Source organism: Brevibacillus fluminis (assembly GCF_003710825.1).
Taxonomy (GTDB): domain Bacteria; phylum Bacillota; class Bacilli; order Brevibacillales; family Brevibacillaceae; genus Brevibacillus_D; species Brevibacillus_D fluminis.
In genome coordinates this window covers 140,899-154,789 of the sequence record NZ_RHHQ01000003.1, presented here as the reverse complement: position 1 = coordinate 154,789, position 13,891 = coordinate 140,899, and the positions used below count along the sequence as shown (strand labels likewise).

Here is a 13,891-nt window from a genome sequence, read left to right as displayed (position 1 = left end):
GGAGTGGATCTTTCGCACATGCATATATCTTATGAGGTCGCGATTGTCGGAGCAGGCTCGATGGGGATGGCTGCGGGCTACTATTTAGCCAAGCGGGGCGTAAGGACGCTGCTGATCGATTCATTTGATCCGCCCCACAGCTTGGGCAGCCATCACGGGGATACACGCATTATCCGGCACGCTTATGGCGAAGGCAAGCAATATGTGCCGCTCGCGCTGCGTGCGCAAGAGCTGTGGAAGGAGCTTGAGCAGGAAGCGGGAGTCCATCTGTTTGAAAACACGGGCGTACTATGCGTGGGATCGCCGGAATCGACGTTTTTTCCTGAAGTGATTGCAAGCGCACAAGCGTACTCGCTGCCGCTCGACGTGCTCGAAGCAGACGAGGTGATGCGCCGATGGCCGGGGATTGCGCTTCCCGAAGGGTACCGGGCGAGCTTTGAGCCTACATCTGGCGTTCTGTACAGCGAGCAGTGCATCCGGGCTTTCCGCAAGTTGGCCGTCGAGGCAGGAGCAAAGCTTGTTGTGAACAGCCCGGTCGAGTCGATCGATCTTGCGGCACAAGGTGCAGTGATTCAAGCGGGCGGCAATCGGTATGCGGCGGATAAGCTGATCGTGAGCGCAGGCGGATGGCTGGGCAAGCTGGCTGGTGCATGCGGTCTATCGCTGCCGGTCAAGCCTACGCGAAAAACGGTCGGGTGGTTTCAAGCGGATGAACAGCTTTACCACCCTGGGCATTTTCCCGCCTTTACCGTCAACTTGGCGGGAGGAGAGTCTTATTACGGATTCCCCAATTTCGGCGGACAAGGTGTGAAGATCGGACGCCACGATCTCGGACAGCCGTCCGATCCGGACCAGTTGAACCGCGAGTTCGGCATATACGCGGAGGACGAGGGCGATGTGCGCCGCTTTGCCGAGCGCTTCCTGCCACAGGCTGCGGGTCCGCTGCTGCAAGGCAAGGTGTGCATTTACACTTTCACGCCTGATGAGCACTTCATTTTGGACCGTCATCCTGAGCATGCGCATGTCTTGCTTGTCGGTGGGACTTCCGGCCATGGCTTCAAGTTCGCAAGCGCGATCGGCGAGGTGCTCGCAGATTTAAGCACAACCGGCGTGAGCAAGCATGACTTGTCACTGTTTCGCATCGGCCGCTTTGCAGAATCGTAATCGCCATCGAATGAATGGAAACGGAAAGGGCCTTGTGGGGCCCTTTTTGCTTTTGAACACGGCTCATGCTGGCCGGCTTCATGGCTGCAAATTTTTAAAAAATCCGCTTTTTACCATCCACGTTTTCGTACAGAGTACAGACAAGTCAGTCAGGCCAATCGACTGCCATTCCTGGCGGGTAAGCCTGCGTCCGATCAGGCTGCTGTAAAAGGCGGTGAGGATGCGTCCATGTGAAACGATGGCGACGGGGCGGCCATCTGCCTGGCTGACGATGTCACCCACACAGCGGTTGATCCGTTTGGCTGCTGCTTCAAACGGCTCGAACGCGGGATCTTCCTTTCCTTCCAAATGTGCGCCGACCCGCTTTGCAAACGCATCGTGCGCCATAAATCCGACGTCGGCCGCAAGCTCTCGCAAGTCCGGTTCGGCACGCATGATAAGACCGCGGGGGGCTGCGATGGCTTGCGCCGTTTCCACCGCTTTTTTCTCCGGACTATGGTAGATGCACTGGATATCTTCCCACGAAACTCGCTGGGCCATTTGGTCAGTCTGTGCCCATCCGCCAGGTGAGAGGCTCCATTCTGCCGGCGGTTTGGCGGGATCGATTTTGACTTGTGCATGTCGAATGACATAGAGAAATGACATCCTAATCTTCCTTTCTCGATTTCTGTCGACTGCCTATATCCATTATAATCCCAGGAAATCGTTGGATTTTGGCGAATTACGATAAATACTGCCATTTTTTGCTCATCCTTCGAGCATTTTTTTCCGAAAAGATATATAGAAGAGTTTTTCAGATCACGTGAAATAGGGAGTGGCAAGATGGAAAAATCTACATATATAGGACTTGGCCTTGGCGTCATAGCAGTCGGTTTAGGGATGGTGCTAAAAGGTGCGAGTCTTGTCGCGCTAGTCAATCCAGCTGCATTTTTGATCATCATCGCCGGTACGGCTGCTGCTGTCCTGATTGCATTTCCAATGAGCGAAATGAAAAAAGTGCCCAAGCTGTTCGGCGTCTTGTTCAAAGAGCAAGCGCTGCCAAACAAGCGGGAGCTGATTAACCAGTTCATGAACTGGGCATCGATCGCACGCCGTGAGGGCTTGCTGGCTCTGGAAAATACGTCCGACGAGATTCAGGATCCCTTCCTGAAAAACGGGATGAAAATGATCATCGACGGTGGCGAGCCGGAATTCGTACGGGATGTTTTGAACGAAGAGATTTATGCGATTGAGGATCGCCATCTGGCAGGCGCGCAAATTTTTACGCAGGCCGGAACCTATGCGCCGACGCTCGGGGTACTCGGTGCGGTAGTCGGTCTGATTGCCGCGCTCGGTAATTTGTCGGACATTGAAAAGCTGGGCCATTCCATTTCAGCGGCGTTCATCGCGACCCTTTTGGGTATCTTCACCGGGTACGTGCTGTGGCACCCTTTCGCCAACAAGCTGAAGCGCAAATCCAAGCAAGAGATCGAAATCAAAAAGATTATGGTGGAAGGGTTGCTTTCCATCCAGGCGGGTGTCTCTCCGACAGCAATCGAGCAGAAGCTGCTGGTTTACATCCCTGTGACCGAACGTGCTGTTGCCAAGGCGGAGACGCAGGAAGAAGGTGTCGAGGTGAATGGCTAAGAAAGGGAGAAGGGAACATCATGAAGAGCACGTTGATGAATCCTGGCTCATTCCGTATGCGGACTTGTTGACACTTCTACTGGCACTTTTCATCGTGTTGTTTGCGTCGTCCAGTGTGGACGCGAAAAAGTTCGAACAGATTATGCAATCATTCAATGTAGCGTTAACTGGCGGTGTCGGGGTGCTGGAGCAGCCAGCCCCTGTGCCCGTCAATACGAAAGACGTGCAGACGATTCAGCGTACTGTCACCAAAGGGAAAGGGAAGAGCGACAACCAGGAAGAGGAAAAATCCGAGGAACAGAAAAAATTTGAGGCGGCCTATCAAAAAGAGACCAATGATTTGAAACAGCTGCAGCAGCAGATCAACGATTATATCGTGCAGCACAAGATGACGGACAGGCTGCAAACCAAACTGTCCGAAGAAGGCTTGATGATCACGATTTTGGACAACGCGCTGTTCGCTTCGGGAAGTGCTACGATCCGTCCGGATGCCCGCGAGCTGGCGAAGGAAATCGCCAAACAGCTGGTGCCGCTGCCCAAGCAGGTGACAGTGACCGGTCATACGGACACGATGCCGATCAATACGTATGAATTCCCGTCCAACTGGGATTTGAGCACCAAGCGTGCGACGAACTTCCTCAAAATCTTGTTAGAAAACAAAAGCTTGGACGCATCCCGCTTCAGCGCTACGGGTAAAGGCGAATACCATCCGGTCGCAACCAACGCAACCCCGGAAGGCCGAGCCAAAAACCGCCGAGTAGAGCTAATGGTCCTCCGCGACTTCACCGATTTGCACCAACCCGCAAAAAAGACAAATTAGGCAGAAGAAAAAGAGCCTCCCGGAAACCGGAAGGCTCTTTTTCTTTTATCTTTTCTCTCTTTATATTTTTTCATATCAAAGCATTCCTCAGCAGCGAAGGGATTTTCGGAAAAAAGTGGAGCGACGCCTTTACGATGCCCGCCAGGCTCGGCGCAAAAAATGGAAACGCTTTGCGCCACATCTACTTCTTGAGATACACCCGCCGCGCAGCGTGTGGCTTTGGGGCGCTGTTTCCGTTTTTTGCGCCGGGCCGTTCACCCCGCCCCCCAGCAGGCATCGTAACAGCGTTCGCGCAACTTTTTTCCGAAAATCCCCGACCCTCCACTAACCGAGTTACCTCAGCCCTCCGGCTTTGATATGCTCCAACAACCCCTTGCTTCCCGCCAAAACAAGATCATAAACATGCCCAAACCGGCCGGTGTAATACGGGTCCTCCACATTCTCTTCCGTGAGCTCGCCAGCGAAATCGAGCAGGCGATAGATCGGTTTATCGGTTGGCGCCATGCGACGCAAGGCAGTGAGGTTTTGCTCATCCATGCAGACGATGTAATCGAATTGGTCAAAATCGATCGGTTTAATCTGACGCGCGACCAAATCGTCATGGAAAATGCCGTTCTGTTTCAATACCTCACGAGTTCCTTGGTGCGGAGGTTCCCCAGCATGCCAATCTCCGGTTCCAGCCGAGTCGATGCGGATCTGTTGCTCCAGTCCCTCTTCCTTTACCAAATGGCGAAAGACCGCCTCAGCCATCGGCGAGCGGCAAATATTCCCCAAGCAGACAAACAAGACATGTACCATTGAGAAGCTTCCCCCTTTTTTCGGTCAATCGAGCCGCGGATTGCTGAAGAAAAAGCCGTATTCCCCATACTTTTTATCATAGGTCAGCGCTCCGCCGTCAAAATACCAAAAGTCTTGCGGACGAATGACAAACGTCATCCCTTCCACTTCAAAAGCCGCATCATCGGCCAATTGTTCATCTTTTTCAATTGCATAAAACAACCCGCCTGTACCCGGCCCTCCCGTCCGGACATACAGCCGAAGGGTATCGCCAGGGCGGAAATCCGCATAACGCTGATACGCCAGCGCAAACTCTGGCTGGATGCGCAACTCTATTTTCACGAACAAAACGCCTCCAAACGATCATCTCAAAAAAATCAACACGTTCCTATTGTACGCGCTCCAAAGTGTTGGTGGCAAAGGAAAATCACGATGTCGGTCATTCTAGCGCAAAGCAAAAAGGCACTCGGTGGATGAGTGCCTTTCGTGCCCGTCCAGAGCGCATCTGGTCAATCGCCCCCATAACTGACATCCTTGTCCGCATGCTGAAAAGGCTGCGTCGGTGGAATGTCATGGAGCAAATCTTTGTTATCCGGGGAATTCCAGCCGATGTCGTTGGTGGGATGGACCCACTCGTCACCCGACATCTCACTGGGATCGGTTTCGGTGCTCCATTGATTAAGTGGGGAGTTGGCCGAGTTGTAAAAGCTGTCGCCAATCACAACGCCGTGCTCATTCACGAACGGTGCTTGCATGTCTTTGCTGGATTGTTTGAAATCGGGCGCATCAATTTGATGCGGCATCGTGCCATCAATCCCTACTTGCTGGAGCGTTTGTTTTTCTCGCGAGTTGTCGTTCGCCATTGCCGCTTCCTCCCAAACATGGATTCTGGTAAGAGTATGCAACCGATCTGCCATGATTATGCGCCATTGGAAAATAACAGGTATAACCGTGAACGAAGAGACAAAAACTTGAACTAGCTTATGGTGAAGGATGTGAAGCTTTTGCCAAGCGGAGGGCGCACGAGCAATTTCGGGAGAAGATGGAGCCGTCTCAAAGAGATGGCGACAAAGCAGCAGCAGAAAGAAACACCGTTGCACGAAATGATCAGCTATGATGTCGAAGCGCTCAAGCAATTGCCGCTTTCGGCGAGTTTGGCAGAGAATAAGAAATCGCTGGAAGGCCTGTTTTACGAGTGCTCGGACATGGTTTTCCGCGAATTTATCATTGAAGGAACATCGACGAAAGCACTGCTCGTCTTTATCGACGGGATGGTCAATACGGAATTGGTCGATACCAGCTTGCTGCGTTCGCTCTTGATCCAGGAAGGGCAGGAGGCCGACATCCAGTGTTTGATGGAGCATTCCATCAATGCGACACAGCTGAGCATTCTCGACAATTTCGGCAAGATGGTCTTGCAGGTGTTAAACGGCGACACCATCCTTTTTGTTGACGGCAATGACAAGGCTATCAGTGTCGGCTATCGCGGAGCCGAGCATCGGAGCGTATCGGAGCCGGAAACGGAGACTGTCATCCGCGGTCCCCGCGAAGGTTTTAATGAAAATATCCGCACGAACACGGCGCTTTTGCGCCGTAAGCTGAAAACACCGCGCTTGAAGATGAAATCGATCGTGATCGGAGACGAAACCCATACGAATCTGGTTGTGGCGTATTTAGAAGGAATCGTTTCCCCCGATCTGGTGGAAGAAGTGTTGGCCCGCTTAAAGAAAATTCATGTCGACGGCATTCTGGAATCGGGCTATATCGAAGAGTTTATCCAGGATGACACCTGGACGCTGTTTCCGCAAATCATGCACACCGAACGGCCGGATACGGTGGCAGCCTCCCTTTTGGAGGGGCGTATTTCGATCCTGGTGGATGGGACGCCATTTGCCCTGGTTGTCCCATCCACATTCTGGTCCATGATGCAGGCGTCTGAAGACTACTATGAGCGTTGGGAAATTTCCACTTTGCTCCGACTGCTGCGCATCCTGTTGCTCGGTGTAGCCTTGTTCACCCCTGCGCTCTACATCGCGGTCACCACGTTCCACCAGGAGATGCTTCCCACGTCACTGATGCTCAGCATCGCGGCCGCGAGGGAATCGATCCCGTTTCCGGCCGTGGTGGAAGCGCTCTTGATGGAGATCGCCTTCGAGGCTCTTCGGGAGGCGGGCATCCGGCTGCCGCGCACGATCGGGCAAGCCGTGTCCATTCTCGGTGCCTTGGTGGTAGGACAAGCAGCGGTGCAAGCGGGGATCGTGAGCGCGCCCGTGGTAATCGTCGTATCGACCACAGGGATCGCGACATTCGTCATTCCTCGTTTCAACCTGGCGATCCCGATCCGCATGATTCGTTTCCCGCTGATGATTTTGGCCTCAGTGCTTGGCATTTTCGGGATCATTCTCGGCTTCATGTTCATTGTGGGCCACCTCTGCAAGCTCAGGTCGTTCGGCATCCCGTACTTCTGGCCGATGGGGCCGATGCAGTTCTCGGAATGGAAGGATTCGCTCATCCGCAATCCGATTTGGCAAAACATGCAGCGACCTGTCCAATTGAATGCGCAAAACGATACTCGTGTAAGCGAGGAAACGCATAAAGAGATTGCCGATCAAGGAGGGATGAAGGGTGAAAAGCCGTAAGGGGCACCCTTTCTTAATCGTGACGCTGCTGCCAGCCCTTCTCCTTGCCGGTTGCTGGGACAGGCGGGAGATCAACGACGTCGCGTTTGTCCTGGCGAATTCTTTCGATATTGACAAGAATGGACAATACAAACAGGCGGCCATCATCGCGCTGCCCGGGCAGATGGGCGGGTCGACAGGAGGCGGTGGCGGCACAAGCGGCAAAAGTCCTTACTATATCGATGACTCGGTCGGCTTCCCCATCACGAATGGGGCAACTAAGCTGCAGGTAAGGATGTCGCGGGTGCTCAACTATGCCCACAGACGTGTGATCATCATCGGCGAAGAGCTGGCGCGAAAAGGGATTCGCTTTATCTTCGATGTGCTTGCCCGCATTCCGCAAAACCGGATCACCACCTTTTTCGTCATCGGCAAGGAATCAGGGGAAAAGCTGCTGAAGGCGAAACCCCATCTGGAGCGTTTTTCCGGCGAGGCGATCCGCGAGATCATCACGCTGAACCCGTCAGGCAAAGTCAATCTAAATGAGGTTTGGCAGAAGCTGAGCAACCAGGGGATCGACATGACGCTGCCGGTCTTTAAGACCGTGAAGAACAAGGGACCTACACCGAGCGATGAAGTAATGTTGATTGGCACTGCACTGTTTTCGGGCGACAAGATGGTCGGCATGGTCACGGGGAACGAGGCGCGCGCGATCCTATGGTTGACCAACAAATTTCAACGGTATCGAGAGGTCATCTCGTTCGGAGATAAACCAAAGGAAAAAGTGGGCATTCAAATTGAATCGGGCGATAAAAAGCTGGAGCTGATCAGCGTGAAGGAACCGCTGCGGTTTCGGCTTTCCCTTCACGCGGAAGGAAGCATCGTGGAAAGCACGGCAAATGTGAACTTGGATAACGAGCAATATATCAAAGAAATGGAGAAAATGTGGGCGAAACATATGAAAGTCGAAATGGAGAAGCTGATCGCCCAGATGCAAAATTTGCACAGTGATGTGATGGGGGCGGGGTATTTGCTCTACCAAACGCATCCGAAGGAGTGGGACAAGGTGAAAAACCGATGGTACGACGCATTCAAAAAAGCCAAGTTTGACGTTCATGCAAATTTATTGATCCGCAGGGTTGGTCAAGTCACGGAAAATGTGGACATTTGGAATAACCAATCGGGTACGCAAAAGCAATGAATACCATCATCGTCTGCATCATCCTGGCCTACAGCCAATTTTACAAAAATCTCGACAAGCACATCTGGCGAAAACAAGGAAATCGGCTCTACTACATCTTGTTCGTGGCATCGCTGTTGATCGCCATGATCAAGGATTTTCACTTACCACTAAAGCTGCCTGCCGAATGGATGAACCAATGGTGGGGAGGTTTGGGCCAAAATATTATGAGAGGAGACTAGGGCATGAGCAAGCAAACCATTTCTACCAGTCAACTGACATTGATCATGGCTTCCTTTCTGACTGCGGGGTCTGGGCTGTCATTGACGAAAGACTCGATCGTGTTTGCTAAACAGGATGCGTGGTTCACGTTTTTTCCTGCGATGCTCTACGGCTTCCTCATCTCGTTTTGCATCATCTATTTGTCGCGCGGCAGCGTGGAGTCGACCTTGTTCGAACTGATTAAAAAGCTGGCCGGCAACACGTTGGGCAGCTTGATCAACGTATGGCTGATGTTTTACCTGCTGCTGTCTGTTTCGATGGATTTGCGCGAGCTAAGCGAGTTCGTCAAGACAATTCTCCTATATAACACTCCTACACCTGTGATCGTCTTATGTATTCTCGCACTGACCGTCTACCTCGTTCGCGCCGGGATCGAGGTGCTTGTGCGCGTCAATCATATTTACTACCTCATTACGCTCATCATGTTTCTGACGTTGCCGTTGCTGCTGCTCAATGAGGTGACGCTGGGCAATTTGCGCCCGATGTTCACCTCGGGCTGGCCAGGCATCATGAAAGGGTCATTCAATTTTTTGGGGCTGTACGGCGAGGTGCTGATCATTAGCGCGGTCACATTCGCCTTTACACCGCAACGGGAGCCGGGCAAAGTGCATCCGCTCTTGCGCGGTATCATGCTGGGCACGTTTTTGGCGTCGATGATGATGGTCACCTTGCTGGTCAGTATCGGTACTTCGATGGGTGCTAAAGCAGTTTACCCGAATTTGTTCGTCCTGCAGATGATCCACATCACCGACTTTTTGGATCGATTGGATATTTTGATGACGACGGTGTTTATCCCGTCCTTGATCATGAAAATTTGTATGGTTTATTACGCCTTATGCGAATGCACCTGTTCCATCGGGCAAACGAAGATGGAAAGCCGGGCGTACGTGATCGTATTGATGCCCCTCGTGATGCTGTTCACCAAGTTTTCGTTCGAAAACGTCATCGACCTGCTGCATTTTGAGTCGCACGTCTGGCCCCTTTTTACTTTGATCACACAGCTGCCGCTGTTGCTGCTATTGATGGTCATGAAATGGAGGAGAAAGCGAAGTGTTAGCGTATGAAGGAGAATATGCATAAGGTATACCTAGGTTTTTTCCTGTTGTTGCTTGCGATGGCCGTTATTTTGGTTATCGGCTTGATGATCGGTAAAAACGGGGGAAGTCTCCCGCAAATGCTGGGAATCGCTTATGGCATCCTGTTTTCGTTCTTTGTTTTGTACTCCTGCGGATGGCTGCCCAAGCGGAAAAAAAACAAAAACCACCCTCAAAATTGAGCAGGCGGTTTTTACAAGCGGCGCACTTAGCGGTTTTCTTTTAGTCGTTCTTGTGGTTCACTATTGATAGAGCCGTCGGAGCGTACCGCTTCCGATTGGGCTTTGGGGCCGCGGATCTCTGCGGTTTTCCCGAAGTCTTTTGCTTTATTGCGGACCATGCTGGCTACACCCCCTTTACAGGAGTAGTATGACCGAATCAGATGGAAACCATGAGTGCAACATGATCGGACAACATGGACCGCGAATCCGAAGGAAGAGGTGTATGGCATGGCAAAAAAACAGGCGAATAACCGAAAACCACAGACGGCAGCGACGACAGCGGAGCAAGCGCCGATGACCTTGAAGGATATGCTGGGAGAGGCTGCGCTGGCCAAGTTGAAGCAAGCCGAGCGTGACTTAAAAAACGAGGTTGAGCGCGCTGCGCAAGAAGAACAGGAAGCGCGTCGACGCGAAAAGGAAGAGCGCGAAAAGAACAAGAGCTTCGGTGAATTGTTGGATGAGTATGACAAAAAATCGGGCGGGAAGTTTAGTTGAAAAAACGGCGATCGCGGCGTGTTTATCACCCAAAGCGGTCATGGCCGTTTTTTTTTTACAGATAGGAATTTTATAAAATTCCTATCCAGTATAAGTGCAACTGCGGCTCTGCCAAAAAAGCCTGGCATCGCCAAGTTTTCTAATGCATATAGCTTATAGGAAGGGGGAGGAAGGAGGACGGTGCATGGGGATATTCCTGTTGCTGGTAAGTCTCCTTTGTATTGCGGCAGGCACCTGGCAGCTGATCGGTCTCATCAAGGCTGATGAAACGCCGCCGCCAGGCAGCAAGCCGCTATGGATCATCATTACAGGAATAGGGGTCGTCTTATTTTTTTTGCTAAAAATCTTTGCCGACCCCATGTAGCGAGCAAAGCAGTCATGACCGTTTTGCCCGAATACGCACTATTCGTAGCGAAGCGCCTCGATTGGGTTGAGCTTCGCCGCTTTATTGGCCGGATAAAGGCCGAAGAAGATACCCATTGCGCTGGAGAAACCGAATGAAATCGCGACACTCTCCCAGGAAATCATCGGCGGCAGACCAGCAAAGTGGGAGATGATCATTGCGCAGCCGCTGCCCAAGAGCATACCGATCACTCCCCCGATCAAGCACACGATGATCGATTCGATCAAAAACTGGGTCAAAATATCGCGTCGTTTGGCCCCGAGCGCTTTGCGGATGCCGATTTCGCGCGTTCGCTCCGTTACGGATACAAGCATGATATTCATGACGCCGATGCCGCCAACGAGCAGGGAGATCCCGGCGATGACGCCGAACACCAGAGTCAGCATGCCGGTCATCTGGTTGAATTGGGCAAGCTCCTGTTCCATGCTGCTCACCATATAATGATTCTTGTGCTCATGCTTCCGGTTCAAGTATTGCTCCGTTTGCTTCATCGCCTGCTGCAACTGCGTTTTTGACTTGGCTTTGCCGGCAAGGCGGCCCACCTCATGTGTGTCATTCAATTCCTGCAGCACCGTGATCGGCAGATAGGCGGAATGGATTTGCGTCTGGTCAAAACGGAACTTGCTCTCCTGTACGACGCCGATGACGACGAGCGAGCTGGACCCGATAACGACACGCTGTCCCAACGGATTTTGGTTGCCGAACAAGTCTTTGGCCATGTCGGTGTCGAGCACGATGACGGAACGGCTTTCCTTGGTGTCCTCGGAAGAGTAAAAACGCCCTTTGACAACTTTGATGTTCGGCTGTAAAGCCAGGTAATCTTCGGTCGAGCCGTAAAAGGAGCCTTGTACTTCTTTTTTCGGGCCACGAATGGTGTTTTGCCAACTGTTGATCGGAACGATTTTATCGATATAGGGGCTGGTGCGGGCGAGAATGTCCGCGTCTTCAAGCTGTAAGTCTGTATCCTTGGCTTCTTCTGTCGAGTCCCATTTCACAAAAACGTTGAATGTATTGGTGCCGAACTTTTCCAATTCACTCACGACAGCTTGCTGGCCGCCCTGGCCGAGCGTGGTAACCGCGATGACGGAGGTGATCCCGATGATTATGCCGAGCATCGTCAGGCCGGAGCGTAGCTTGTTTGCCCAGATGCCTTCTGTCGCGCTGCGAAAGCTTTCCCACAAATTCACGGCTGCACCGCCTCTCCACCCGATTGGGCGATGCGTCGGTTTTGGACGCGATCGTCAGCGATGATCGCACCATCCCGGAATGTGATGATCCGTTCCGCGTGCTCGGCGATATCCGTCTCATGGGTGACCAGGAGAATGGTGACACCTTGGGCGTGGAGCTCTTGGAAAATCGCCATGATCTCTAGGCTAGAGCGTGAATCCAGATTGCCCGTCGGCTCATCCGCCAGCAAAATCGCGGGCCGGTTGACCAGTGAGCGCGCGATGGCAACCCGCTGCTTTTGTCCGCCGGACAGCTGATTCGGCCGATTGTGCAGCCGTTCGGCAAGGCCAACCCGTCCTAATGCTTCTGTCGCCCGTTCGCGGCGCTCTTTTCTGCTGAAGCCCGCATACAGCATCGGAAGCTCCACGTTCGTGAGGGCAGAGGAGCGCGGCAGCAGATGAAACGCCTGGAAGACGAAGCCGATCTTGCGGTTCCGCACGTCGGCGAGCTTGTTTTCATCCAGCTGGCTGATTTCGATGCCGTCGAGTACGTATGAGCCTGAAGAAGGCTTGTCCAAACACCCGAGCAGATTCATGAATGTAGATTTCCCAGAGCCGGACGGTCCCATAATGGCGACGAATTCGCCTTGCTCGACAGACAGGGAGATCGGTTGGAGGGCGAATTGCTCCAGGCCACCCGATTCGTATCGTTTGGTCAAATCTGTGATATGTAGCATGTGAATCCCTCCTTACATCATTCCCTGCGGCTGCTCCAAAATCGGATCATTGTCCTTCAGCGTGTCGGGAGGGGTGGTGATGATTTTTTCGCCTGGGGTAAGGCCGCTGCGAATTTCGCAGAACAGCTCGTTTTCCATCCCGGTTTCCACAGGCCGTTTCTTGGCGACGCCGTTTTCGCCGACCCAGACGAATGCGGTGCCGTTCGCATCCTGCTGAATGCTCTCGATCGGCACTTGCAGCGCGTTTTGCGATTGCAGCACGATGACGTTGACATCCACCTGATAGCCTGGCTTGAGCTGCGGTGCCGTTTCGAGCAGATCAAGCGTTACGGCAACGCGAATTTTTTTGCCCTGTGAGCTATCCGTCGTCGCCTCGGCGATCGGCGCAATGCGGGTGACTTTGGCTTTCAGCTGCTTTTTGCCCAAGGAATTGTCCTCAATGGATGCAGCCTGGTTCAACTGGATCTTCGGCGCATCCGATTCACTCACTTGCGCTTCCACGGCAAGCTTGGACAAATCGCCGAGAGTGAACAGCTCCTTGCCCTTGCCGACATACTGGCCGTTCTCGATTTTCGTCGTCAAGATCGTGCCGTCAAGCGGCGCCCGGATGACGCTTTGCACCCGGTCTTTTTCTATTTGACTCTTTTCAATCTGCAGCTTTTTGATTTGTGCCTCGATCGATTGCAATTCTTCAGGACGTGGTCCCTTTTGCTTCAGCGCCAGGTTCTGCTTGGCAATCTTGAGATTGGATTCGGCGGTGCTGACCGCTTCCGCCGTCTTATCTACCTCTTGTTGGGTGCTCGCCCCGGAATGGAACAAGGCAAGGGCACGCTCATGCTCACGCGCAGCCGTGTCCACATTGCGCTGTTCCGCTGCGACGCGCTCTTGCAGCTGGGCGATCGCCTCCGGTTCTTCGCCCAGCTTGGTCTTGGCCAGATCGGCCCGCTTCAGCTCGATCTGCGCATCGATGTCTAGCAAACGGCCATCCATATCCGATTGATCCAGCTTGCCGATGATTTGGCCCTGCTTGACGCTATCGCCGGCTTGAAGCGAAAAATCGCGCAAGAAACCGTCTGTGCCCGCATATAGTGTAACGGAATTTTTCACTTTCACCTGGCCCGTCGTCATCACTTTGTTTTGCATGCTGTTTTTCTCTACCGTCGCCATCGTTACCACGGCGCCGGTCGGTTGGCTGCCTCCCATCATGCTGTAGCTGCCGATTCCTCCAACTACTAGCACGACGGCGCCAATGATCCACCAACGTTTTTTCATTGTTTTGCTGCTCCTTTCAAAAGCTGATCCTCATTC

At 52.8% G+C, this 13,891-nt stretch carries 18 protein-coding genes; 10 read left to right on the top strand and 8 right to left on the bottom strand.

What is annotated here, in order from left to right:
* Positions 1 to 18 precede the first annotated feature (18 nt).
* Positions 19 to 1,164: an N-methyl-L-tryptophan oxidase gene (gene solA, locus EDM56_RS01475; RefSeq protein WP_122916100.1), complete on the top strand. Its 1,146-nt coding sequence runs from the start codon at positions 19 to 21 to the stop codon at positions 1,162 to 1,164.
* A gap of 78 nt (positions 1,165 to 1,242) precedes the next feature.
* Here solA and EDM56_RS01470 read toward each other — a convergent pair whose 3' ends face one another.
* Positions 1,243 to 1,809 (bottom strand): histidine phosphatase family protein, encoded by a 567-nt coding sequence (locus EDM56_RS01470; RefSeq protein WP_122916099.1) that lies wholly within the window; start codon positions 1,807 to 1,809, stop codon positions 1,243 to 1,245.
* Positions 1,810 to 1,986: 177 nt separating this feature from the next.
* Between EDM56_RS01470 and motA the strand changes: the two genes are divergently transcribed.
* Both motA and motB read left to right on the top strand, forming a co-directional pair.
* On the top strand, positions 1,987 to 2,790 hold the full coding sequence (motA, locus tag EDM56_RS01465) for a flagellar motor stator protein MotA (RefSeq protein ID WP_122916098.1): 804 nt from the start codon (positions 1,987 to 1,989) through the stop codon (positions 2,788 to 2,790).
* Positions 2,783 to 3,610 carry a flagellar motor protein MotB gene (gene motB / locus EDM56_RS01460; RefSeq protein ID WP_122916097.1) on the top strand — a complete coding sequence of 276 codons (828 nt, stop codon included), beginning with the start codon at positions 2,783 to 2,785 and terminating at the stop codon, positions 3,608 to 3,610. Before motA ends, motB begins: the two co-directional genes overlap by 8 nt.
* A 333-nt stretch (positions 3,611 to 3,943) precedes the next feature.
* Here motB and EDM56_RS01450 read toward each other — a convergent pair whose 3' ends face one another.
* The 3 genes from EDM56_RS01450 to EDM56_RS01440 all read right to left on the bottom strand — a co-directional run bounded on the left by EDM56_RS01450 (position 3,944) and on the right by EDM56_RS01440 (position 5,250).
* Positions 3,944 to 4,408: a low molecular weight protein-tyrosine-phosphatase gene (locus EDM56_RS01450; protein WP_122916095.1), complete on the bottom strand. Its 465-nt coding sequence runs from the start codon at positions 4,406 to 4,408 to the stop codon at positions 3,944 to 3,946.
* 24 nt (positions 4,409 to 4,432) lie between these two features.
* Positions 4,433 to 4,729 (bottom strand): iron-sulfur cluster biosynthesis family protein, encoded by a 297-nt coding sequence (locus EDM56_RS01445; protein ID WP_122916094.1) that lies wholly within the window; start codon positions 4,727 to 4,729, stop codon positions 4,433 to 4,435.
* A 167-nt stretch (positions 4,730 to 4,896) separates the two neighbouring features.
* Positions 4,897 to 5,250 carry a DUF3905 domain-containing protein gene (locus tag EDM56_RS01440; protein ID WP_122916093.1) on the bottom strand — a complete coding sequence of 118 codons (354 nt, stop codon included), beginning with the start codon at positions 5,248 to 5,250 and terminating at the stop codon, positions 4,897 to 4,899.
* Positions 5,251 to 5,448: 198 nt separating this feature from the next.
* Here EDM56_RS01440 and EDM56_RS01435 point away from each other — a divergent pair, with 198 nt between their 5' ends.
* The 5 genes from EDM56_RS01435 to EDM56_RS01415 are packed head-to-tail and all read left to right on the top strand — an operon-like array spanning position 5,449 to position 9,743.
* Positions 5,449 to 7,026 (top strand): spore germination protein, encoded by a 1,578-nt coding sequence (locus EDM56_RS01435; RefSeq protein WP_122916257.1) that lies wholly within the window; start codon positions 5,449 to 5,451, stop codon positions 7,024 to 7,026.
* On the top strand, positions 7,013 to 8,206 hold the full coding sequence (locus EDM56_RS01430; protein ID WP_122916092.1) for a Ger(x)C family spore germination protein: 1,194 nt from the start codon (positions 7,013 to 7,015) through the stop codon (positions 8,204 to 8,206). The genes EDM56_RS01435 and EDM56_RS01430 overlap by 14 nt, the downstream gene beginning before the upstream one ends.
* Positions 8,203 to 8,427 (top strand): hypothetical protein, encoded by a 225-nt coding sequence (locus EDM56_RS01425; protein ID WP_122916091.1) that lies wholly within the window; start codon positions 8,203 to 8,205, stop codon positions 8,425 to 8,427. Before EDM56_RS01430 ends, EDM56_RS01425 begins: the two co-directional genes overlap by 4 nt.
* 3 nt (positions 8,428 to 8,430) lie before the next feature.
* Positions 8,431 to 9,531 carry a GerAB/ArcD/ProY family transporter gene (locus EDM56_RS01420; protein ID WP_122916090.1) on the top strand — a complete coding sequence of 367 codons (1,101 nt, stop codon included), beginning with the start codon at positions 8,431 to 8,433 and terminating at the stop codon, positions 9,529 to 9,531.
* Positions 9,532 to 9,539: 8 nt separating this feature from the next.
* Positions 9,540 to 9,743, top strand: coding sequence for a hypothetical protein (locus tag EDM56_RS01415; RefSeq protein WP_148040345.1), 204 nt, complete (start codon positions 9,540 to 9,542; stop codon positions 9,741 to 9,743).
* Positions 9,744 to 9,769: 26 nt separating this feature from the next.
* Here the strand turns inward: EDM56_RS01415 and sspK are convergent, their stop codons facing one another.
* Positions 9,770 to 9,901 carry a small acid-soluble spore protein K gene (sspK, locus tag EDM56_RS01410; protein ID WP_003391014.1) on the bottom strand — a complete coding sequence of 44 codons (132 nt, stop codon included), beginning with the start codon at positions 9,899 to 9,901 and terminating at the stop codon, positions 9,770 to 9,772.
* A gap of 109 nt (positions 9,902 to 10,010) precedes the next feature.
* Between sspK and EDM56_RS01405 the strand changes: the two genes are divergently transcribed.
* Positions 10,011 to 10,277: a YqkE family protein gene (locus tag EDM56_RS01405; RefSeq protein WP_122916256.1), complete on the top strand. Its 267-nt coding sequence runs from the start codon at positions 10,011 to 10,013 to the stop codon at positions 10,275 to 10,277.
* Between the two features lie 184 nt (positions 10,278 to 10,461).
* Positions 10,462 to 10,641, top strand: coding sequence for a hypothetical protein (locus tag EDM56_RS01400; RefSeq protein ID WP_122916088.1), 180 nt, complete (start codon positions 10,462 to 10,464; stop codon positions 10,639 to 10,641).
* Between the two features lie 38 nt (positions 10,642 to 10,679).
* Here the strand turns inward: EDM56_RS01400 and EDM56_RS01395 are convergent, their stop codons facing one another.
* The 3 genes from EDM56_RS01395 to EDM56_RS01385 are packed head-to-tail and all read right to left on the bottom strand — an operon-like array spanning position 10,680 to position 13,855.
* The gene (locus EDM56_RS01395) at positions 10,680 to 11,867 is read right to left on the bottom strand and encodes an ABC transporter permease (RefSeq protein ID WP_122916087.1); all 1,188 of its coding nucleotides are present in this window, start codon (positions 11,865 to 11,867) and stop codon (positions 10,680 to 10,682) included.
* Entirely contained in the window at positions 11,864 to 12,583 is a 720-nt protein-coding gene (locus EDM56_RS01390; protein WP_122916086.1) for an ABC transporter ATP-binding protein, read from the bottom strand. Before EDM56_RS01390 ends, EDM56_RS01395 begins: the two co-directional genes overlap by 4 nt.
* A gap of 12 nt (positions 12,584 to 12,595) precedes the next feature.
* Positions 12,596 to 13,855, bottom strand: a complete 1,260-nt coding sequence (locus tag EDM56_RS01385; RefSeq protein WP_122916085.1) for an efflux RND transporter periplasmic adaptor subunit — start codon at positions 13,853 to 13,855, stop codon at positions 12,596 to 12,598.
* Between the last annotated feature and the right edge of the window lie 36 nt (positions 13,856 to 13,891).